Source organism: Micromonospora sp. NPDC048930, assembly GCF_043197935.1.
Lineage (GTDB): Bacteria > Actinomycetota > Actinomycetes > Mycobacteriales > Micromonosporaceae > Micromonospora.
Genome location: NZ_JBICUB010000007.1, coordinates 441,643 through 463,390, shown reverse-complemented (window position 1 = coordinate 463,390; position 21,748 = coordinate 441,643). Strand labels below are relative to the sequence as shown.

Sequence of the window (21,748 nt, the reverse complement as noted above, 5' to 3'; positions counted from 1 at the left end):
TTTTCCCCTTTGTGGTTCTCGCGGGCCGCTGTTGCGGAAGCGGACCCGCGTCGGAGGTGCTATGGGCGGTGGTTCACGGCGCCCGGAATGGCGGCGAGCGCAGCGGTGGGGTCAGCGGTGGGATCAGCGGTGGCCTGGGCCGCCTCGGCGGCGACCCGGCGGCCCACTCCTTCGAGCACATGCTTGCCGATCAGGTTCCCGGCCGGCAGTTCGATCGGGTACTCCCCATCGAAGCACGCCCGGCAGAGCCGGGTCTTCGGCTGCTCGGTCGCGGCGATCAGACCCGGAAGCGAAACGTAACCCAGCGTGTCGGCACCGATCGACCGCCGGATGCCTTCGTTGTCCAGCCCGTTGGCCAGCAACTCCGCCCGAGTGGCGAAGTCGATGCCGTAGAAGCAGGGCCAGCTCACCGGCGGCGAGGAGATCCGGACGTGCACCTCCAGCGCCCCGGCCTCGCGCAGCATCCGCACGATGGCCCGCTGGGTGTTGCCCCGGACGATCGAGTCGTCCACCACCACCAGGCGCTTGCCCCGGACGTTCTCCCGCAGCGGGTTGAGCTTGAGCCGGATGCCGAGCTGGCGCAGGGTCTGCGAGGGCTGGATGAAGGTGCGCCCGACGTACGGGTTCTTCATCAGGCCCTGGCCGTAGGTGATGCCGGACTCCTCGGCGTAGCCGATGGCGGCCGGCGTGCCCGACTCGGGCACCGGGATCACCAGGTCCGCCTCGACCGGGTGCTCCCGGGCGAGCTGGCGGCCGATCTGCACCCGGGCCGCGTGCACGTTCCGCCCGGCGATGGTGGCGTCCGGGCGGGCGATGTACACGTACTCGAAGAGGCAGCCCTTCGGCTCCGGCGCGGCGAAGCGGGTGGAGCGCAGCCCGTCCTCGTCGATGGCGATCAGCTCGCCCGGCTCGACCTCGCGGACCACGCTCGCGCCGACGATGTCCAGCGCGGCGGTCTCGCTGGCGACCACCCAGCCGCGCTCCAGGCGGCCGAGCACCAGCGGGCGGACGCCGTGCGGGTCACGCGCGGCGTAGAGGGTCGACTCGTCCATGAAGACGAAGCTGAACGCGCCCCGCAGCTGGGGCAGCACCTCGAGCGCGGCCGCCTCGACGGAGAGATCCGGCCGACTGGCCAGCAGCATGGTGACCAGGGAGGTGTCGTTGGTCGACCCGTCCGGGTCGATGCCCCGCTCGGCCACCTCGCGCTGGAGCTCGGTGGTGTTGACGAGGTTGCCGTTGTGGGCCAGGGCGATGGTGGTGCCGGACGTGGTCGCCCGGATCGTCGGCTGGGCGTTCTCCCAGGTCGAGCCGCCCGTGGTCGAGTAGCGCGCGTGGCCGATCGCGACGTGCCCGCGCAGGCTGGCCAGGGTCGGCTCGTCGAAGACCTGGGCGACCAGGCCGAGGTCCTTGTAGACCACCACGCCCGAACCGTCGCTCACCGCGATGCCCGCCGCCTCCTGGCCGCGGTGCTGGAGGGCGTAGAGCCCGAAGTAGGTCAGATTGGCGACCTCCTCCCCCGGCGCCCAGACGCCGAAGACGCCACACGCGTCCTGGGGGCCGGGTCGTTGGGGGTCAAGGTCGTGGCTCAGCCGGCCATCGCCTCGGGGCACCTGCCGCTCCCTCTGCTGGACTGGCCTGGCGGAGTCGGGGGGCAAGCTCCGCGTGGTCGGCCGGGACCGTCGTCGCCTGACAGTGTACGCGAATCCGTGTCGATACCGACAGTCACGATTCGCCTGCTGAAAGTGATATCCCCGGACCGGTGTCCGCCCAGCTAGATCGGCAGGTACTCGGAGAGGTCGGCGCGGATCCCGCTGACCCGTACGCGACCCTCGGTGACCGCCTCCGCCCAGCCGAGCCGCCCGGTGGCCAGCCGCAGCCAGGTCTCGGGGTCCGTTTCCACCACATTCGGCGGCGTTCCGCGGGTGTGTCGCGGCCCGGCCACACACTGCACGGCACCGTAGGGTGGAACCCGCACCTCCACCGATCGGCCGGGGGCGCGCTCCGCGAGGACGGCCAAGAGGGTACGGACCGCCTCCCGGAACACCGGCCGTTCGGGCGTACGCCCCTCATCCAGCGCCGTCAACGCTGCCGCAACCGCGGCGGACTTATTGTGCGGAGAGGACACGACGGGACGATACGACTCGACTCCACCACGGTCGAGGCCGGCCCTGGGTAGAGATGATCCGGTCAGACAAGGCATAGTTGCCGACGGCGTATTCGTACCGTGAGTGATCAACCTTGGTCCGGCACCCGGCCGGTCAGGAGATCAGACCCGGAAGGCGGTGGACGTGTCAACACACCGACGTGCCTGGAAGCAGCGGGCCGGTGTGGTCGTAGCGCTGGTCGTCGGCGCGCTGCTCGCCGTCCCCGCAACACCCGCCTTCGCCGCGCCGAGCATCGGCAACATCTCGGCCTCGCCGAGTTCGGTCGACGCGGGTGGCACCGTCAAGGTCACCTACAGTCTGACGATCGACCCGCTGTCGTCCGCCGACGTTTCGGTGACCTCCAGCAACTCGAAGCTCACCTGCGTCGACGGCTGCTCTCGCGGCCGGGTCCCGAGCGGCACCTACGACGCCACCTTCCGGGCCGCCTCGGACGCGCCCAACGGGTCGGCCACGATCACCGTCAAGGCCACCGACGCGACGGGGCCGGGCAAGGAAGAGGACTCGGCCAAGGTCGACGTCACGCTGGTCGCCAAAGCCCCGGAGGTGCAGACGGTCAAGTCCGTCTCCGGCAAGGTTGTCATCGCTGCCAACGGTGACCCCGTGGCGAACGCCCTCGTCATGCTCCGGGACAGCCAGGGCCGGCAGCGCCAGGCCACCAGCGACAGCAGCGGCAACTTCCGCTTCAGCGGCTCGACCTCGGACCCGATCGCGCCGGGCCGGATCGACCTGGGCGCCAGCAAGGACGGCAAGACGGCCACCAAGTCGATCAACGCCTCGGCCGGTCAGGCCGTGACCGGCGTCCGGCTCGGTGTGCCGATCGAGGTCAAGGCCAGCCCGAGCGCCACCCCGTCGGCCAGTGAGGAGGCCCTGCCGACCGACGAGGCGACCGACGAGGCGACCGACGAGGCGGCGAGCGACGCCCCGGCTGCCCAGCAGCCCGCCGCCAACGAGGACTCGGGCGGCTTCGGCTCCTGGCTGCTGATCCTGCTCGGCGGTCTCTTCGTGGCCGTGGGCGTCGGCACCATCGTGCTGCTCTACCTGCGCCGCAAGAACGAGGGCGACGACGCCGACGGGGACGGCCCGGGTGGGCCCGCCGGCGGGGCGGGCGCCGTACCGGCCGCCCGGGGCGGCTACCGCGGTGCCGACGACCAGACCCGGGTGGTCAACGGGATGGGCGCCGGGCCGGCGCCGACGATGGTCGGCGGCACCTCGCTCAGTGACGCGCCGACGATGATGCACCGCCCGGTCGTGGACGACGTCCCGCCGGACCCGTACGGCGCCCCTGCGGGGCCGGCGTACGGCGGCGGTGGGCAGGGCGGCTGGGCCGGCAGTGGCTACGGCGACGAGCCCGGCCAGGGTGGCTACGGCAACAACGGCTACGGCAACGCCCCGTCCTCGGGCGGCGGCTACGGCAGCGCTCCGCAGTCCGGCGGCGGCTACGGCAACGCGCCCTCCTCGGGCGGCGGCTACGGGGGCCGGGACTACGGCGCCGGGGCCGGCGGCTACCCGCCCGCCCAGGGCGGTGGCTACGGCGGCGACCGGTACGACGAGCCGACCGGCCGCTACAACGGCGACAGCACCCAGTACGCCCCGCCGGCCGACCCGTACCCGACCAGCACCTACCAGCCGGACCAGGGCCCGGGCTACGGCCAGCAGGACCAGGGCCACTACGGCCGGGGCCAGGAGCCGGACAGCGGCTACGGCGCGGGCGGCGGCTACGGCGCCCAGGGCGGCTTCGACAACGGCCCCGCCCAGCGCGGCGGCTACGACAACGGCCCGGCCCGGGGTGGCTACGACAGCGGCCCGTCCGGCGGCTACGACAGCGGTCCCTCCGGCGGCTACGACGGCGGCCAGCAGCCGGGCTACGACGGCTACGACCAGCGCGGCGGCTACGGCGGCAACGACGGTTACGGCCAGGCGTCGCAGGGCGGCTACGGCCAGCAGGGCGGTTACGGCCAGGAGCCGCCGCAGCAGCGGGGCGGCTACGACAACCGGGGCTACGACAACCGCGGCTACGAGCAGGGCGGCCCCTACGGCGACCCGGCCCAGGCCGGCCGTGGCCGTGGCGACGGCCCGCAGGAGCGCGGCGGTCGCCGCCTGGACTGGCTGGACGACTGACCGTCGGGGCCCGAGGCCCCGACCGAACCCGACAGTGGCCGCCCGGATCCTCCGGGCGGCCACTGTATTTCCGGAGACCCGACGTCGGCCGGCCTCTGACCGGTCGGTCATGAACCCGATGTCGGGAACGAATCCCGGCCGCGGGCGGACGGCGGGATCAGGCGGCGGCGAAGTAGCCCTGGCGGAGCACCGGCACGACCTCGGAGACACCGACCTCGACGGCGACCGCCACGTCCTCGGCGAAGCCGCCCTCGGTCAACTCCCGCCCGGAAACGCAGCCCCGGACGGCGGCCGGCACGTCGGGCGTGCTGGCCAGCGCGGCCAGCGCCATCGCCGCCTCCACCGAGAGCCCGCCCGGTACGCCGGAGAGGGCGTCCAGCACGCTCGCCGCCCCCAACTGGTCCTCCACGCAGGGGCGCAGCGAGCCGTCCGGCCAGCGCTCCCCGGCGGCCACCACGCCCACCGGGGCGTCGGTCGTGCCGTACCCCTGGGCGCGCAGCCATCGCCCGACGGCGCGGGCGTTACGCAGGCACGCCGCGACCACCGGAACGCCGGTGGCGCTCGCCGCGGCGCTGATCGCCGAGCCGTTCGGTGACGGCAGCACCAGGTCGTGGACGACCGGAGCGATCCGCAACGCCGCCGGCGAGAGCGACCACGGGTGCTCCGGGGTCATCTTCCGGCGGCCGACCGCGGCCACGGCACCGACCCGGCGGGCGTACTCGGCCGCCTGCTCCCCCCAGGGGAACGGGTGCACCCGCATGCCGCGGCCGACCGCCACCTCGACGGCGGTGGTGAACGAGAGCACGTCCACCACCACCAGGGCCGCGCAGACCCGGCCGAGCTCCGCCGCCCCGGTCAGGCCCCAGTCGAACCGGGCGCCGGCGCCGGGCTGGGCGTAGACGGCCAAGGCCAGGGCCTCAGCGCTGATCGGGCGCGGCGGGCTGGTCCGGGTCACCGGGAGCCGTCCCGTCCGGCCCGGCCTCGGTCGGGGCCGCCTCGGGCGCGTCGGCGGAGTCCTCGGCGACCGCGGCCGGGGCGTCGGCAGCCGGGGCGTCCGCCACCGGCTCGTCGACGGTCTCCGGAGCGGCCTCGGTACCGGCCGGCGCGGTCGCGTCCGCCTCGGCCGGCTGCCCGTCCTGCGTGGTCGCGCCGGCGGTCGGACCGGCCTGGGCGATCGGCTCGGCGGCCACCGCCTCGACCTCGACCTCCACCGGCTGCTCGGCGGTGGCCGGCAGGACGGTGGTGGTCCCGGTACGGGTCGCCTCCACCGCCACCTGGGCCGTCTCCGCGCCACCGAAGAGGCGCGGCAGCGTCTCGGTGTGCGCGGCGCGCAGCTCGTCGAGGCCGATCCGGAACTGGTCGTGCACCTCCAGGGCGCCGCCGGCCGGGTCGGTGACCCCGATGAACTCCCACGGCACCCCGTGCTCGGCGCAGAGGGCGGTGAACGCCTTCTCGTGCCCGCGCGGCACCGACACCAGCACCCGGCCGGCGGACTCGCTGAACAGGAAGACGAACGGCATCGAGCCGCCGGCAAAGTGCTCCGGCAGCACGACCCGGGCGCCGACGCCGCGCCGCAGGCAGGACTCGACCAGGCTCTGAGCGAGGCCGCCGTCGGAGAGGTCGTGGGCGGAGCTGAGGTGCCCCACCCGCGCGGCGGCGGCCAGCAGGTCGGCGAGCTGCCGCTCCCGGGCCAGGTCGACCTGGGGCGGGATGCCGCCGAGGTGCTCGTGGGTCACCCAGGCCCACTCGGAGCCGGAGAGCTCGACGTGCGTCTCGCCCAGCAGGAAGAGCTGGTCGTGGTCGCCGGCCGGGCGGGGCACGAAGCCCATCGGCACCCGGTCGGCGACGTTGTCCAGCACCCCGAGCACACCGACCACCGGGGTCGGGTGGATGGCCGCGGCACCGGTCTGGTTGTAGAAGCTGACGTTGCCGCCGGTCACCGGGATGCCCAGCTCCAGGCAGCCGTCCGCCAGGCCGCGGACGGCCTCGGCGAACTGCCACATCACGGCCGGGTCCTCCGGCGAGCCGAAGTTGAGGCAGTTGGTGACCGCGATCGGCTTCGCGCCGGTCACCGCCACGTTCCGGTACGCCTCGGCCAGCGCGAGCTTCGTCCCGTGGTACGGGTCGAGGCGCGCGTACCGGCCGTTGCCGTCGACGGAGAGGGCGACACCGAGGCCGGTCCGCTCGTCGATCCGGATCACGCCGGAGTCCTCCGGCTGGGCGAGCACGGTGTTGCCCAGCACGTACCGGTCGTACTGCTCGGTGACCCAGGTCTTGTCGGCCAGGTTCGGCGACGCGATCATCCGCAGCACGGTCTCGCGCAGCGCCTCGGGGGTGGTCGGCCGGGGCAGCGTCTCGGCCCGGTCGGCCTGGAGCAGGATGAGGTCGGCCGGCTCGCGCATCGGGCGGGCGTAGACCGGCCCGTCGTCGACCAGGGAGCCCGGCGGCACGTCGACCACCACCCGGTCGCGCCAGGTGATCAGCAGGCGGCCCGGCTGGCCGTCCGGCGCCGGCGGGGTGACCTCACCGATGGCGGTGGCGAGCACGCCCCACTTTTCGGCGGTCTTGAGCACCGCCTCCAGCTTGTCCGGCGCGACGACCAGCAGCATCCGCTCCTGCGACTCGCTGGCCAGGATCTCGTGCGGCTCCATCGAGGGCTCGCGCAGCGGCACCCGCTCCAGCCACACCCGCATGCCGGTGCCGGCCGCCGCGGCGGTCTCGGTGAGCGCGCAGGTCAGGCCGGCGCCGCCGAGGTCCTGGATGCCGACGACCAGCTCGGCGTCGTAAAGCTCGAGGCACGCCTCGATCAGCAGCTTCTCGGTGAACGGGTCGCCCACCTGGACCGACGGGCGGCGCTGCTCGCTGCCCTCGTCGAAGGTGGCGCTGGCCAGCACCGACACGCCGCCGATGCCGTCGCGGCCGGTCTTGGCGCCCATCAGCACCACGACGTTGCCGGGACCGGCCGCCTCCTTCTTCTGCAGCCGGTCGACCGGCAGCACGCCGAGGCAGAGCGCGTTGACCAGCGGGTTGCCCTGGTAGCAGGGGTCGAAGACGACCTCGCCGCCGATGTTCGGCAGGCCCAGGCAGTTGCCGTAGCCGCCGACGCCGGCCACCACGCCGGGGAGCACCCGGGCGGTGTCCGGGTGGTCGGCCGCACCGAAGCGCAGCGGGTCCATCACCGCGACCGGGCGGGCGCCCATCGCGAGGATGTCCCGGACGATGCCGCCGACCCCGGTCGCCGCGCCCTGGTACGGCTCGACGAAGCTCGGGTGGTTGTGCGACTCGACCTTGAAGGTCACCGCCAGCTCATCGGAGACCCGGACCACGCCGGCGTTCTCCCCGATACCGGCGAGCAGCCGGTCGCTCGGCGGAGCCTTCTCGCCGAACTGGCGCAGGTGCACCTTGCTGGACTTGTAGGAGCAGTGCTCGCTCCACATGATCGAGTACATGGCCAGCTCGGCCTGGGTGGGCCGGCGGCCGAGGATGTGCCGGATCCGGTCGTACTCGTCGTCGCGGAGGCCCAGCTCCGCGTACGGCTGGAGCTCGTCCGGGGTGTCCACGGCCTGGGGCACGGTGTCCACGCCGCGGGCCCAGTCGTCGGCCGGGCCGCCCTGCGGCACGACGGCCGGCGTCTCCCGCAGGGCCGGGTCCGGGTGGGTGGTCATGACCTCTCCTCGCTGCGCTCGCCGCCGTCCCGGCGGGTGAGCCGACCGATGATCCCGCCGCGCATGGTCACGCCGGCGCCCCCACCAGGTGCTTCAGCACCGAGGTGAAGAAGCCGAGACCGTCCAGGGAGGGGCCGGTGAGCTCCTCCACCGCGTGCTCGGGATGCGGCATGATGCCGACCACGTTGCCGGCCTCGTTGGTGATCGCGGCGATGTCGCGCTGCGAACCGTTGGGGTTGCCGCCCAGGTAGCGGGCGACGACCCGGCCCTCGGCCTCCAGCCGGTCCAGGGTCGCCGGGTCGGCGACGTAGCAGCCCTCGCCGTTCTTGACCGGGATGAGCACCTCCTGGCCCGGCTGGAACGCGTTGGTCCAGGCGGTGCCGACGGCCTCGATGCGGAGGATCTGGTCCCGGTTGCGGAAGTGCAGGTGCTGGTTGCGGGTGAGCGCGCCGGGCAGCAGGTGGGCCTCGCAGAGGATCTGGAAGCCGTTGCAGATGCCGAGCACCGGGAGACCGCCCCGGGCGGCGTCCACGATCGTCTCCATCACCGGGGCGAACCGGGCGATGGCCCCGCACCGCAGGTAGTCACCGTAGGAGAAACCGCCGGGCAGGACGACGGCGTCCACCCCGTGCAGGTCCGGGTCGCCGTGCCAGAGTCGGACCGGCTCGGCGCCGGCGATCCGTACGGCCCGGGCCGCGTCCCCGTCGTCGAGCGAGCCGGGGAAGGTCACCACACCGACGCGGGCGGTCACTGGTGCGCGTCCACGGTCTCGTCGGTCTCGACCACGCGGACGGTGAAGTCCTCGATGACCGGGTTGGCGAGCAGCTTGTCCGCGATCTCCCGGGCCCGGTCCAGGTCCGGTTCACCGGTGAACTCGATCTCGATCCGCCTGCCGATCCGGACCGAGGCGACGTCGCTGACGCCGAGCCGGGGCAGCGCGTTTGCGACGGCCTGGCCCTGAGGATCGAGGATCTCGGGCTTGAGCATGACGTCGACGACGACGCGAGGCACGGGGCACTCCTGACTGTGTACGCAGTTGGGTGCCGGCCCACTACGGGCGAGCGCAGCCAGCCTACCTGGCAGATACCGCCTGGCCCGAACCGGCCGGGGCCAGGCCAGGCAGTGATCGACGTGACCGGCCGCCGCGCCGGGACGTCGATGCGGGTTCGTTGCGACCTCGATACTGATTCGTTGCCTGGAATCGCGGCCGGGACCGGACAGCAGGCCCTTCACCAGGCGTTTTCCGATTCCGACCCGGTTGCGGGACCGGTTTCCGACAGACACCGCCGGCGGGCGGCCCGGACGACGCACCCCATCGACAGACCTCGAGCTGTGCCCTTGTGACGAACATCCACCGACCCTTGGCATTCACCGTTGGGCTTCGATGGATACGTCCGCAGTGTCGCGTACAACCGGACCTGGATCACCTCGGTGGCCGGTGTTTGACCGTTAGCGCCGGTGCGGCGCGGATGGGTCGGAGGCACCCCGACCGTCCGCGCCGCGCCGTTTTGCAGCATCCGATCAGGTGAACACAGCTCACGAACCGGCCGCCGACGCCCTGACAGCATCGGAACCGTGCTGGTCGTGACGACGGATCAACTGCCCGGCTACGAGATCCGCCAGATCCTCGGCGAAGTGGTCTCCTCGATGGCGAGGACCCGGAACCCCTACCGCGAGGGGGTCAAGAACCTGCGCGGCGGCGCGTACGACCCGATGGCGCCGGACAACCTCACCCGCTGGCGTACCGACTCCGTGGCCCGGCTGGGCGAGGAGGCCCGCCGGCTCGGCGCGAACGCGGTGATCGGCATGCGCTTCGACAGCCGGGACTGCGGCGAGATGTGGATGGAGATCTGCGCGTACGGGACGGCGGTGATCGTGGTACCCAAGATGCCGGACGTGATGCCGCCCGACCAGCCCATGGTGGCGGCCGAGACCGCCCACGAACCCGAGATCACCGAGGCCCCCGGCGGCATCGCCGAACCGGCGAGCGCCCCCAACCTCTCCTCGGCCGCCGAAACCCCCACCCGCGACTCCTGACCCTGCCGGTCAGAGGATGGGGGGTGGGGAGTAGGCGGCGGCCTCGGGGTGGGTTTCGACGATCTTGGCGATGCGGGCGGTCACCCGGTCGACCTGCGCTCCGGCCGCGCCGACGAAGGCGTTGCGGTCGGCGACCAGGGCGTCGATCTCGGCCCGGGTCAGGCCCAGGCGGCCGTCCGCGGCCAGGCGGTCGAAGAGATCGTTCTCGGCGGCGCCCTTCTCCCGCATGGCCAGCGCCACCGCGACCGCGTGCTCCTTGATCACCTCGTGGGCGACCTCCCGGCCGACACCCCGCCGCACCGCCGCGACCAGGATCTTGGTGGTAGCCAGGAACGGCAGGAAGCGCTCCAGCTCCCGGTTGATCACCGCCGGGTACGGCCCGAACTCGTCCAGCACCGTGAGGAAGGTCTGGAACAGCCCGTCGGCGGCGAAGAACGCGTCCGGCAGGGCGACCCGGCGGACCACCGAGCAGGAGACGTCCCCCTCGTTCCACTGGTCGCCGGCCAGCTCGCCGACCATCGACAGGTAGCCCCGGATGATCACCGCGAAGCCGTTCACCCGCTCCGACGAGCGGGTGTTCATCTTGTGCGGCATGGCGCTGGAGCCCACCTGGCCGGGCTTGAAGCCCTCGGTGACCAGTTCCTGCCCGACCATCAGCCGGATCGTGGTGGCCAGTGACGACGGCGCGGCGGCCACCTGGGATAGCGCGGCGATCACCGCCACGTCGATCGAGCGCGGATAGACCTGCCCGACGCTGTCCAGCACCCGGCTGAACCCGAGGTGCTCGGCGACCCGGCGCTCCAGCTCGGCGACCTTGTCGGCGTCGCCGTCGAAGAGGTCGAGCTGGTCGGCGGCGGTGCCCACCGGCCCCTTGATGCCACGCAGCGGGAACCAGTTGATCAGGTCATCCAGCCGCTCGTACGCGATCAACAGCTCCTCGGCGGCGGAGGCGAAGCGCTTGCCCAGCGTGGTGGCCTGCGCCGCGACGTTGTGCGACCGGCCGGTCATCACCAGGCCGGAGTACTCGTGGGCGTGCCAGGCCAGCCGGGCCAGGGTGGCGACCACCCGGTCCCGGATAAGCTCCAGCGAGGCGCGGATCTGGAGCTGCTCCACGTTCTCGGTGAGGTCCCGCGAGGTCATCCCCTTGTGCACGTGCTCGTGCCCGGCGAGGGCGCTGAACTCCTCGATCCGGGCCTTCACGTCGTGCCGGGTGACCCGCTCGCGCGCCGCGATCGAGGCCAGGTCGACGTCGTCGACCACCCGCTCGTACGCCTCGACGACCCCGTCCGGCACCGGCACGCCGAGGTCCCGCTGGGCCTTCAGCACGGCGAGCCAGAGCCGCCGCTCCATCCGTACCTTCTCCTCGGGCGACCAGAGGGCGACCAGTTCGGGTGAGGCGTACCGGTTGGCGAGCACGTTCGGGATCGTCGTCACGGCCCTCATTCTTTCGTACCCGCGGGGCGGCCGGCTCGGCGGGCGCTCATGCCGGCCCGCCGGGACTGCGGCACACCTGCGGCGACGCCGGACCCGGTCGCGCTGGTTGTCTGTTTGTACCTCGATGGGCGGAACGGGGCGTCGCAGGCGAGGCATCCGGTATGCCGGTCAGGGCGCCGCGGCCTCGGCCGTTAAGGGATCATGGCCCCATCCACCTCCGGGACCAGGCCGGATCTTCCTCATCCGTCGAGGATTCACATGCGCAGACCCTCCCTCGCCGGAGTCACCGCGATCGCGGTGACCGGCACTTCCCTGCTCGCCACCGCGGGCGCCGCCCAGGCGACCGAACCGGCAACCCTCTACGTCCGCCAGCAGTCCACCGCCTGCTCGGACACCGGTTCCGGCACGCTGGCGGAGCCGTTCTGCACTGTCGGAAAGGCCGCTGCGGTGGTCACCGCCGGGCAGACCGTCGACGTCGGCCGGGGTGACTACCCGGAACGCGTCACCATCGCCACCTCCGGCACGCCGGAACAACCGATCACCTTCCTCGCCAGTGACGTCGCCAGCCTCAGAGGGCCGGACGCCGGCTTCGTCATCGACGGCCAGCACGACGTGGTCCTCCAGGATCTCCGGGTCAGGGGAGGGGCCGGCGCGCCCGCCCTCGACCTCCACGCCGCCTCGGGCATCACGATCCGGGGCGGTAGCTACACGATGGCGAACGCGCCCACGGCACCGGCCGTCCGGCTCGCCGGCGTCACCGGCTCAGCGCTGACGCAGTTCACGATCAGCGGAAACAACCTCGCCGACGGTGTGACGACCGACGCCGCCACCAGCGGAGTCACCATCGACCGCCTCAACGTGGTGAGCGCGGACACCTCGGCGCGGGAGAGCGCCGGCATCCGGAACGGCGGACCCGGCAACACCATCGTCAACAACCTCATCAGCGGCTTCGGCAGCGCGGCCATCGCCGTCGGGCCGGGAGCGACCGGCACCGTGGTGGCCAACAACGACGTCAGGGGCGGCATCGGCTACGGCATCCACAACCGCGGCGCCACCGGCACGGCGATCACCAACAACTCCGTGCAGGGCCGGTGCCAGGACGGCATCCGGGTCGACGAGACCTCGACCGGCGTCTCAGTACAGAACAGCTACCTGATCTCGAACGGGCTCTTCGGCCAGAGCTACTGCCCCAGCTCGGGGCCCGGCGGCGCCGAGATCGGCATCGACGGTGCCGGGGACACGGTGGTCGACTACAACAACACGTACCACAACGCCTCGCCGTCCGGGGCGGCCTACTCCTGGAACGGCACCCGGATGAGTCTGGCCGCGTTCCGCACCGTCTCCGGCCAGGCCACCCACGACATCGACACGCCTTCGAGCAGGGACAGAGAGGACTCGGCCAACTCGGCGGCGCCCGGCTACCAGGCGACCGACCGGCTCGGCACCGCCCGGGCGGACAACCCGGCGGTGGCGAACACCGGCGCCGGGCCGGTCCCCTGGGCCGACCGGGGTGCCACCGAGTTCTATGGCAACCCGTTCGCCCGGTTCAACACGGCGTTGGACCTCGGCACCGGCTCGGTCACGGTCGACGCCTCCGCCTCGACCCCCGGCTATGTGCCGATCACCTCGTACGTCTTCGACTTCGGTGACGGGACGATGGTCACGCAGGACACGCCGGTCGCCACGCACCGATACGCGGCGCTCGGCGACTACAACGTCTCGGTGCAGGTGTCGGGCAGCGACGGTCGGTCCAGCACCGCCACGCCGCAGGCAGTCAGCGTGCTGCGGCGTACCGGCACGGTCGGGCTGCTCGCCCTGACCAGCCTCCGTTACGCGGCAGCGGCCAGCACGGGCAGCCAACTGCTGGCCGACCAGCCCCGGCTCGGCGCCACCGCCCAGTTCGACCTGGCGGACGCCGGCGGCGGCCAGGTGGCCCTCCTTTCCCGGGCCGCAGGCCGGTACGTGAGTGGCAACGGCACGCTCATCCCGGCGGGCACCTGGGCCAGCACGGCGGAACGGTTCCACCTGCTCCGCAACACGGACGGCACGATCAGCCTGCAGGCGGCGGCCAACAACCGTTACGTGACCGCCGCGTCGGCCACCGCCGCACTGGTGGCCGACGCGACCTCGATCGGGGCTCCGCAGAGGTTCTACCGGGTCAACATCGCCGACTCGGGTCGGTCGTTCAAGTCCCGCGCCAACCTGCGGTACGTCCGCTCGGACGGCGCGAACGCGAAGCCGCTGATCGCCAGCAGCACCAGCGTCGGGCTCTGGGAGCGGTTCGACCTGGTCGACCTCGGCAACGGGCAGATCGCGCTGCTGGCACAGTCGAACAACCGCTTCGTCACCGCGCCGAGCGCCGGCACCCTGCCGCTGATCGCCAACCGCACCGGCGTCGGGACGCCGGAACGGTTCACACTCGTCCGCAACAGCTACGGCACGGTCAGCCTGAGGGCAGCCGTCAACAACCGCTACGTCACCGCGCCGAGCGCCGGCGCGAAGCCGCTGATCGCGAGCAGCATCAGAATCGGGATGGGCTCGTGGCAGAGGTTCAGCCTCGGCTGATCCACGGCACAGCGACCGATGCCCGTCCGGGTACCACCGGACGGGCATCGCCGTTTCTTCGAGCCGCCGCCCGCGGGCCGGAGCAGAGGAAGGGCGGCCAGATCTATCGCCGGCCCGGGTGCCGGATAGGGTGATCGCCGTCCTGAGTCGACGGACAGGATTGGGGAAGAGTGTCCAGTCTTACCGGCAGGGTCGCCCTGGTCACCGGCGGGAGCCGCGGCATCGGCGCCGCCGTCGTACGCCGGCTGGCCCGGGACGGCGCGCACGTCGCGTTCACCTATCGCGAGGCGGAGGAGAGCGCGAAGGCCGTGGTGGCCGGCATCGAGTCGTACGGCCGCACCGGCCTGTCGATCCGGGCCGACAGCGCCGACCCGACGGCACTGGTCGGCGCGGTCGAGCGGACCGTCGCCGAGCTGGGTCGGCTGGACATCCTGGTCAACAACGCCGGGGTGTTCTCGTCGGCGCCGATCGAGGAGGTCGGCCTCGACTACCTGGACCTGGCCATCGCCGTGCACGTACGCGGGGTGTTTCTGGCCACCCAGGCGGCGGTACGCCACCTCGGTGCGGGTGGCCGGATCGTCAACATCGGCAGCAGCTTCGCCAGCCGCGTCCCGACCCCGGCCCCGGGCGTGAGCGTCTACGCCATGACCAAGAGCGCGGTCAACGGACTGACCCGGGCGCTCGCCCGCGAGCTCGGCCCGCGCGGCATCACCGTCAACCTGATCCTGCCCGGTTCCACCGACACCGACATGAACCGGGCGGACAGCGCCGGCGCCGACGCGCAACGGGCGCAGATCGCCCTCGGCCGGTACGGCACGCCGGACGACGTGGCGGCGATGGTCAGCCACCTGGTGGGCGAGGGCGGGCGGCACATCACCGGCGCGTCGATCGCCATCGACGGCGGCGCCACCACCTGACCCGGCCGCCGCTCGCCGGTGTGCCGCGCCGACCACCGTGCCGATAGCGGCGGCGAAGGCGAGCACGGCCGACATGCGCCCGGACGCAACCGCTGTGGGCACCCACCCCGGGCGCCCACAGCGGACGGTGGCTAGTACGTCCAGTTGTACCGGAGTTCGGCCTGCCAACCGTTGTTCGGGAAGTAGTTGTGGATGATGTACGCCGGACCGAGGCCCTTGGCGAGGATGTGGTCCCGTTCGTGCCGAAGTTCCAGCGGACCCCCGGCTACGCCCCCGTTACCCGGGTTGTTGTCCTTCCAGACCTCGTACTGCTTGATGCAGGTCTGGTTCTGGTAGTACATGTTGTTGCAGGTGGGCGGCGACGGCGGGAACCAGACCTGCTTGTGGTAGAAGTCGACCGGGGTGCCACCCGGGATGAGGATCTGCCCCCACGCCTCCAGGCAGTACGCGGTCGACTGGATGTTCCACTTCACGTAGTGCTGCTTGCCCCCGTCCCAGGGCAGCGCCGTCATGTTCTGGCAGTTGACGTCACCGATCAATTCCCTGGTGACCTGCTGCGGCAGGAAACCGGTGTTGTCGCCGTACCCGTCGAGCAGCACCCACTGCCCGTCCAGGCTGCGCTCGAACCGCTCGTAGTTGGCCGGTGGCCAGGCGGCCGGATCCCCCCACCTGATGTGCGAGACGTTCAGGCCCTGCGGCTCCCAGGCCCACTGGTTGCGCCAGCTGCCCGACCAGAATTGCCCGGCGCTGCGCTCGAACATGCGCGAGTAGTCGCCGTACGTGCCGAGGCTTGCCGGCTCGATCAGACCGGCGACGCTCTCGGCCTCTGCCGTGCTGGCCTGCGCCGTGCTGCCCGGAAGGGCTACCGCCAGTGCCGCGGTGGCCGCAAGGAGCACCTTGGACAACCTGTTCAATCTTCCCCCAAAGGAGCGCGGTTCGGGCACGGAACGGCGACACCTCGTGCCGCACCTGCCGTCGCTTGACTTCGTCCCGGCTGGGCTGGCGGATCCGCCTGCCGCTCAGCATGCTTGGCCAGGCACCATCTGCTGTGTGGATGTCGGCGGAACCCGCAAACGGGATCCGACGGATTGATCAAGACCATACCCATGCCAGCCCGAGAAATCCATTTCCCGGGCATCCGGAAGTTCGCTGGCCCGCCATCGCACGAGGCCAGGACGCGCGGCCAGGAGCCAACGACGTGTTCTCATGGTGAATCTCCTGAATTAGGGCGATCAACGCCCTCATCGTGGGAGGTTCACAACATGAATCTGTACCTTCCGGTACCGAAAAGGAGTAAAGCCCGATTTCTCCCGGTTCACCGCTCCAGGATCGCGGTCACGCCCTGCCCGCCGGCCGCGCAGATGGAGATCAGGCCCCGCCCGCCGCCCCGCTGGTCGAGGAGCTTGGCCAGGGTGGCCACGATCCGACCGCCGGTGGCGGCGAACGGATGCCCGGCGGCCAGCGAGGAGCCGTTGACGTTGAGCTTGTCCCGGTCGATCGCGCCGAGCGGGGTGTCCAGGCCCAGCCGCTCCTTGCAGAACTCCGGCGACTCCCAGGCGGCCAGGGTGGCCAGCACCTGCGAGGCGAACGCCTCGTGGATCTCGTAGAGGTCGAAGTCCTGGAGGCTCAGGCCGGCCCGGGCCAGCATCCGGGGCACCGCGTACGCGGGGGCCATCAGCAGCCCCTCGTCGCCGTGCACGAAGTCGACCGCGGCCGTCTCGGACCAGGAGAACCAGGCCAGCACCGGCAGGTTGTGCTCCCGGGCCCACTCCTCGCTGGCCAGCAGCACCGTGGACGCGCCGTCGGTGAGCGGGGAGGAGTTGCCGGCGGTCATGGTGGCCCGCTCGGCGTCCGGGCCCTTGGTGCCGAAGACCGGCTTGAGCGAGCCGAGCTTCTCCAGGCTGGTCTCCGGGCGGAGGTTCTGGTCGCGGGTCAGCCCCAGGTAGGGGGTCATCAGGTCGTCGAAGAACCCGTTCTCGTACGCGGCCGCGAGCCGCTGGTGCGAGCGGAGCGCCAACTCGTCCTGGGCCTGCCGGTCGATGTTCCAGCGCAGCGCCGTCCGGGCGGCGTGCTCCCCCATGGACAGTCCGGTGCGCGGCTCGGCGTTGCGCGGGATCTCCGGCTTGAACGGCTGGTGCGGGCGGAGCTTCGCGGCGACCTTCAGCCGCTCGCCGAGGGTCCGGGCGGAGTTGAGCTGGAGCAGGGTACGGCGCAGGTCCTCGTTGATCGCCAGCGGCGCGTCCGAGGTGGTGTCCACGCCACCCGCGATGCCGACCTCGATCTGCCCGAGGGCGATCTTGTTGGCGACCAGGATGGCGGCCTCCAGCCCGGTGCCGCACGCCTGCTGGATGTCGTACGCCGGGGTGTGCGGGTCGAGGCGGGAGCCGAGCACCACCTCGCGGGTGAGGTTGAAGTCCCGGGAGTGCTTGAGCACCGCGCCGGCGACCACCTCGCCGACCCGCTGCCCGGCCAGGCCGAACCGGGCGATCAGACCGTCCAGGGCCGCGCCGAGCATGTCGGCGTTGGACGCGTGCGCGTAGCGCGAGTTGGACCGGGCGAAGGGGATGCGGTTGCCGCCGATGACCGCGACCCGCCGGACACTCTGCACGATCGGCCTCCTCTGAAGCTGTTGCCCGAACCCTACTCGCCAGTAGGCTACGCCGCCGGGTGGCCGCGACGCGAGTCCTGATGGCATCAGCCCGGCACGCCTGTCGCATGCCGGCCGGACAGCGCCGGCAGCGGCAGGTGTCAGCAGGGTCCCCCTGTACAACGCGAGGCGTTAACAGGGGGCCCCTCCTTTCAATCTCAGCGGCCGAGGTCGCGCCGTGCGAACCGCAGGATGCTCGCGCAGAGCAGGACGGCGGTGGCGACGGCGAGGACGGCCATGTCGGTGGGGCCGAAGCCGTACCGCAGCGGCTCGCCCCCGATGTAGTAGTGGAACGGGGTGACGTGGCGCAGCCACTCCGCGCCGATCTGGGGAGCGAACCCGTTCAGGGCGTAGCCGAGCACCCCGAGGCCGGCGGTGAGGCCGAAGACCGTGGCCCGGCTCTTCCCGGTGGCCGCGCCGACCGCCGTCGCGAGTGCGCCGAAGAACAGGCCGAGCAGCGCCAGGTTGACCGCCTGGGCGGTGAAGTTGGCGACGCTGATCGTGTCCAGGCGGGCGGACGTCCGCACGGCGAGGACGGCGACCAGGACGGCGGCGGAGAGCGCCACGGCGCCGACGGCGAGCGCCGCGAACCGGTGCAGCAGCAGCCGGGCCCGCCCGATCGGGTGCGCCAGCAACAGGTCGAGGTAGCCCGACTCCTCGTCGGCGGAGGTCATCCGCGCTCCGGTCGCCGCGCCGTAGCAGGTGGCCAGCAGCGGCACGAGCAGCCCGAACACCGCGCCCTGCAGGTAGCCGGCCGCGGTGGCGGTGTCGTCCAGCCCGAAGCCCCGCATCGCCTCCGGCACGCTCGCCACGGACTCGGGGGACAGTTGCGGATAGAAGCTGCCGTACGCCATGGCGAGCAGGCCGGTGGCCAGCGCCCAGACGGTGAAGATCCGGCGGTTGTCGTAGAGCGTCTTGCCGAACATCGACCGGCTGAAGGCCCGGGCGACCGTCGACGTGCCGGGGACCGTGCCGACGGAGGAGACGGAGGAGGTTGCCGGACGGGCCGCGCTGGCCCTCGCCGCTGCTGAATTCATCGTGCCGCCGTTCGTCGCCGCGCCCTGATGGGCGTCGGAGTGGGTTGAGGGGAGGGAGGTACGGGCGTCAGGCGACATCGCTGGTCTCCTGCCGCCCGGTGTAGTAGCCGTGGAACAGCTCTTCCAGGTCCTGGGTGTCGGCGTGCAGCCCGGTGACGGTGTGCCGGGCAGCGGCCTTGATCAGGGCGTCCGGGGTGCCGTCGAGCCGGCAGTCGAGGACCGGGCCCTGCACGACCAGGTCCCGGACGCCGGGCACGGCCGCGAACTCCGCGGCGGGGACTGGCTCGCTGAAGGTGATCCGGATCCGCAGCTGGGACCGGTCGCGCAGGTCGACGACCGTGTCGAGGGCGACGAGTCGACCTTCCCGGATGATCCCGACGCGGTCGGCGACCGCCTCGACCTCACTCATCACATGGCTGGACATGAAGACGGTCCGCCCGTCCTGCCGGGCCTCGGCGACCAACTCCAGGAACGTCTGCTGCACGAGGGGATCCAGCCCGGACGTCGGCTCGTCCAGGATCAGCAGCTCGGGCCGGTGCATGAACGCCTGCACCAGTCCGACCTTCTGCCGGTTGCCCTTGGAGAGGCTCTTGATCCGGGCCTTCAGGTCCAGGTCGAGGCGGTCGGCCAGCTCGACGATCCGAGCCGCGGGTACGCCGCCGCGTAGGTTGCCCAGGAAGGTGAGGCACTCGCCGGCTCGCTGGCGACCGTCGACCACGAAGTCACCGGCGAGGTAGCCGATCCGGCGGTGCAGGTCGACGGCGTCGGAGCCGGGGTCCAGCCCGAGGACCCGGGCCGAGCCCGAGGTGGGGCGGATGAGGTTCAGCAGCAGCCGGATGGTGGTGGACTTTCCAGCACCGTTGGGGCCGAGGTAGCCGAACACCTCGCCCGGCTGCACATCCAGCGTGAGGTCGGTCAGGCCGCGCCGGGATGCGTACGTCTTGGTGAGCCCGTTGAGCTCGATAGCGGGAGGCATGTCCGCAAGCTATCAGAGTGTTCAGAGATTTTTGAAGACTAAGAGATGTTAAAGTTGGCCCGGATCACACCGAAGGAGGGCGACGACCTTGGCGGACACCACCGCGGCTGCCGAACGGATGGCGCTGGCCCTGGCCCAGGGCGGGCTGCAGAAAGCGACCGCACGGGTGATGGCGGCGTTCCTCTTCGCCGACACGGAGAGCGTGACCGCGACCGAACTCACCGAACAGCTCGGCGTCAGCTCGGGCTCCGTCTCCGGCGCGATCAAGATGCTGTCCACCGTGGGCCTGATCGAACGGGTCCCGGCACCGGGCAGCCGCCGGGAGCACTACCGGCTGCGCGAGGGCGCCTGGGCGACCCTGATGTCGACGCAGAACGGCCTGGTCCAGTCGATGTTCGCGGCGGCCGACGAGGGGATGGCCGCCGCGGGGAAGGACAGCCTCGCCGCCCGACGGCTGGCGGAGATGCGGGACTTCTACGGCTTCATGTTCCGCGAGCTCCCCGCGCTGGTGGATCGATGGCGGGCCGGACGGAGCGCCGGGCCCGGTGCGGACGCCTGACGCGGCCGGCCGCGGCAACATAGGGCTTGCACTCAACCTACTCGCCAGTAGGCTACGGGCATGAGCGACCGCTACGCGAGCTTCGTCCAAACGGGGGCCGGCCGCGCGCTGGTCAAGCGCCTCGGGCTGCCCGACCCGCCTCGACTGCGCCGGCACACGCCGGGCGATCCGCTCGTCCCCGGGCCGGTCCTGCTCGGCGCCGCCACCGGCGGCCGGCTCGCCGAGCAGGTCACCAAGCTGCTGACCTTCGCCGGGGTCGAGCTACGGGACCCGGCCGCGGCCACCGACGCCACGGCGCGCTACGCCGGCCTGGTGTACGACGCCACCGGCATCACCGACTCCACCGGGCTGCGCCAGCTCTACGACTTCTTCCACCCGCACGCCCGGGCACTGCTGCCGAGCGGCCGGGTGATCGTGCTGGGCACCCCGCCGGCCGAGTGCGGCTCGCCCCGGGAGGCGACCGCCCAGCGCGCCCTGGAGGGGCTCACCCGCAGCATCGGCAAGGAGTTCGGCCGGGGCGTCACCGCCCAGCTGGTGTACGTCACGAAGGACGGCGACGCCGGCACCCCGGTGAGCCTGGAAGCCACCCTCCGCTTCCTGCTGTCCGGCAGGTCCGCGTACGTCTCGGGTCAGGTGATCCGGGTCGGCGCCGGCACCGCCACCGCGCCGGCCGACTGGGACCGGCCGCTGGACGGGCAGGTCGTCCTGGTCACCGGGGCGGCCCGGGGCATCGGCGCGGCGCTGGCCAGGGTGCTCGCCCGGGACGGCGCCACGGTCGTGGCGCTGGACGTGCCGGCCGCCGGGGACGCGCTGGCCGAGGTGGCCAACGAGATCGGCGGCACCGCGGTGCAGCTCGACCTGACCGCGCCGGACGCCCCGACCCGGCTGGCCGAGCACCTGGCGAGCCGGCACGGCCGGGTCGACGTGGTGGTGCACAACGCCGGCATCACCCGGGACCGGACCCTCGGCCGGATGGACGCGGACCGCTGGGACCAGGTCATCGACGTGAACCTGTCCAGCCAGGAGCGGATCAACGACGTGCTGCTGGAGCGCGACCTGATCCCGACCGGCGGCCGGATCGTCTCGGTCTCCTCGATCGCCGGCATCGCCGGCAACCGGGGCCAGACCAACTACGCGACCAGCAAGGCGGGCGTGATCGGCCTCGTCGACTCGCTCGCCCCGGTGCTGCGGGAGCGGGGCATCAGTCTCAACGCGGTCGCGCCCGGATTCATCGAGACCCGGCTGACCGCGCGGATCCCGCTGATGATCCGCGAAGCGGGCCGGCGGATGAACAGCATGGCCCAGGGGGGCCTGCCGGTCGACGTGGCCGAGACGATCGGCTGGCTGTCCTGGCCGGCCACCGGCGCGGTGACCGGCAACGTCGTCCGGGTCTGCGGCCAGAGCCTGCTGGGGGCGTGATGGCACGTCGGAAGCGGCGGTCGGAGGAGCCGGCCGAGGAACTGTCGGTGCACGAGCTGATCGAGGGGCCCACCCAGGACCTCACCGCGGCCCGGAACGCCCTGGCCGCGCAGGGCGGCGCGGAGTCACCGCGCGACGCGGCGGCGGACCGGCCCGCCCTGTCCGCCGAGGCGACCCAGGACCTGTCCGCGCTGGCGGACGACCTCACC

Annotated in this window: 18 protein-coding genes; 7 read left to right on the top strand and 11 right to left on the bottom strand. The window is 72.2% G+C overall.

What is annotated here, in order from left to right; translation table 11 throughout:
• Positions 1–59 precede the first annotated feature (59 nt).
• Positions 60–1,610: an amidophosphoribosyltransferase gene (gene purF / locus ACGFI9_RS21275; protein WP_393180107.1), complete on the bottom strand. Its 1,551-nt coding sequence runs from the start codon at positions 1,608–1,610 to the stop codon at positions 60–62.
• 161 nt (positions 1,611–1,771) lie between these two features.
• A complete protein-coding gene (locus tag ACGFI9_RS21270) occupies positions 1,772–2,125 on the bottom strand; it encodes a sterol carrier family protein (RefSeq protein ID WP_393180105.1) in 354 nt (117 codons plus the stop codon).
• Positions 2,126–2,288: 163 nt separating this feature from the next.
• Here ACGFI9_RS21270 and ACGFI9_RS21265 point away from each other — a divergent pair, with 163 nt between their 5' ends.
• Positions 2,289–4,283: a carboxypeptidase-like regulatory domain-containing protein gene (locus ACGFI9_RS21265; RefSeq protein WP_393180103.1), complete on the top strand. Its 1,995-nt coding sequence runs from the start codon at positions 2,289–2,291 to the stop codon at positions 4,281–4,283.
• 157 nt (positions 4,284–4,440) lie between these two features.
• Here ACGFI9_RS21265 and ACGFI9_RS21260 read toward each other — a convergent pair whose 3' ends face one another.
• The 4 genes from ACGFI9_RS21260 to purS form a co-directional block, all read right to left on the bottom strand.
• Positions 4,441–5,190, bottom strand: coding sequence for a 2-phosphosulfolactate phosphatase (locus ACGFI9_RS21260; RefSeq protein WP_393180171.1), 750 nt, complete (start codon positions 5,188–5,190; stop codon positions 4,441–4,443).
• 10 nt (positions 5,191–5,200) lie between these two features.
• On the bottom strand, positions 5,201–7,948 hold the full coding sequence (gene purL / locus ACGFI9_RS21255; protein ID WP_393180101.1) for a phosphoribosylformylglycinamidine synthase subunit PurL: 2,748 nt from the start codon (positions 7,946–7,948) through the stop codon (positions 5,201–5,203).
• Positions 7,949–8,015: 67 nt separating this feature from the next.
• Positions 8,016–8,699: a phosphoribosylformylglycinamidine synthase subunit PurQ gene (gene purQ, locus ACGFI9_RS21250; protein WP_393180099.1), complete on the bottom strand. Its 684-nt coding sequence runs from the start codon at positions 8,697–8,699 to the stop codon at positions 8,016–8,018.
• Positions 8,696–8,959 carry a phosphoribosylformylglycinamidine synthase subunit PurS gene (gene purS, locus ACGFI9_RS21245; RefSeq protein ID WP_393180097.1) on the bottom strand — a complete coding sequence of 88 codons (264 nt, stop codon included), beginning with the start codon at positions 8,957–8,959 and terminating at the stop codon, positions 8,696–8,698. Before purS ends, purQ begins: the two co-directional genes overlap by 4 nt.
• A gap of 447 nt (positions 8,960–9,406) precedes the next feature.
• Between purS and ACGFI9_RS21240 the strand changes: the two genes are divergently transcribed.
• Positions 9,407–9,985, top strand: a complete 579-nt coding sequence (locus ACGFI9_RS21240; RefSeq protein ID WP_393180095.1) for a YbjQ family protein — start codon at positions 9,407–9,409, stop codon at positions 9,983–9,985.
• 9 nt (positions 9,986–9,994) lie between these two features.
• On the opposite strand, the gene purB is transcribed toward ACGFI9_RS21240, so the two are convergent.
• On the bottom strand, positions 9,995–11,419 hold the full coding sequence (gene purB, locus ACGFI9_RS21235) for an adenylosuccinate lyase (protein ID WP_393180094.1): 1,425 nt from the start codon (positions 11,417–11,419) through the stop codon (positions 9,995–9,997).
• Between the two features lie 258 nt (positions 11,420–11,677).
• Here purB and ACGFI9_RS21230 point away from each other — a divergent pair, with 258 nt between their 5' ends.
• Both ACGFI9_RS21230 and ACGFI9_RS21225 read left to right on the top strand, forming a co-directional pair.
• The gene (locus ACGFI9_RS21230) at positions 11,678–13,984 is read left to right on the top strand and encodes a PKD domain-containing protein (protein ID WP_393180093.1); all 2,307 of its coding nucleotides are present in this window, start codon (positions 11,678–11,680) and stop codon (positions 13,982–13,984) included.
• Between the two features lie 170 nt (positions 13,985–14,154).
• On the top strand, positions 14,155–14,901 hold the full coding sequence (locus ACGFI9_RS21225; protein ID WP_393180091.1) for an SDR family NAD(P)-dependent oxidoreductase: 747 nt from the start codon (positions 14,155–14,157) through the stop codon (positions 14,899–14,901).
• Between the two features lie 131 nt (positions 14,902–15,032).
• Here the strand turns inward: ACGFI9_RS21225 and ACGFI9_RS21220 are convergent, their stop codons facing one another.
• From ACGFI9_RS21220 to ACGFI9_RS21210, 3 genes are all read right to left on the bottom strand, one after another.
• A complete protein-coding gene (locus tag ACGFI9_RS21220; protein ID WP_393180090.1) occupies positions 15,033–15,806 on the bottom strand; it encodes a hypothetical protein in 774 nt (257 codons plus the stop codon).
• 410 nt (positions 15,807–16,216) lie between these two features.
• Complete coding sequence (locus ACGFI9_RS21215) at positions 16,217–17,509, bottom strand: acetyl-CoA C-acetyltransferase (RefSeq protein WP_393180088.1); 1,293 nt, start codon at positions 17,507–17,509, stop codon at positions 16,217–16,219.
• Positions 17,510–17,706: 197 nt separating this feature from the next.
• Positions 17,707–18,474, bottom strand: a complete 768-nt coding sequence (locus ACGFI9_RS21210; RefSeq protein ID WP_393180087.1) for an ABC transporter permease subunit — start codon at positions 18,472–18,474, stop codon at positions 17,707–17,709.
• Between ACGFI9_RS21210 and ACGFI9_RS21205 the strand changes: the two genes are divergently transcribed.
• Positions 18,464–18,613: a hypothetical protein gene (locus ACGFI9_RS21205; RefSeq protein ID WP_393180085.1), complete on the top strand. Its 150-nt coding sequence runs from the start codon at positions 18,464–18,466 to the stop codon at positions 18,611–18,613. The two genes, ACGFI9_RS21210 and ACGFI9_RS21205, sit on opposite strands and share 11 nt — an antisense overlap.
• Positions 18,614–18,652: 39 nt before the next feature.
• Here the strand turns inward: ACGFI9_RS21205 and ACGFI9_RS21200 are convergent, their stop codons facing one another.
• The gene (locus tag ACGFI9_RS21200; RefSeq protein ID WP_393180084.1) at positions 18,653–19,561 is read right to left on the bottom strand and encodes an ABC transporter ATP-binding protein; all 909 of its coding nucleotides are present in this window, start codon (positions 19,559–19,561) and stop codon (positions 18,653–18,655) included.
• Between the two features lie 88 nt (positions 19,562–19,649).
• Between ACGFI9_RS21200 and ACGFI9_RS21195 the strand changes: the two genes are divergently transcribed.
• Both ACGFI9_RS21195 and ACGFI9_RS21190 read left to right on the top strand, forming a co-directional pair.
• Positions 19,650–20,120, top strand: coding sequence for a GbsR/MarR family transcriptional regulator (locus tag ACGFI9_RS21195; protein WP_393180082.1), 471 nt, complete (start codon positions 19,650–19,652; stop codon positions 20,118–20,120).
• Between the two features lie 60 nt (positions 20,121–20,180).
• Positions 20,181–21,539, top strand: a complete 1,359-nt coding sequence (locus ACGFI9_RS21190) for a 3-oxoacyl-ACP reductase (RefSeq protein WP_393180081.1) — start codon at positions 20,181–20,183, stop codon at positions 21,537–21,539.
• The last annotated feature ends 209 nt before the right edge of the window (positions 21,540–21,748 follow it).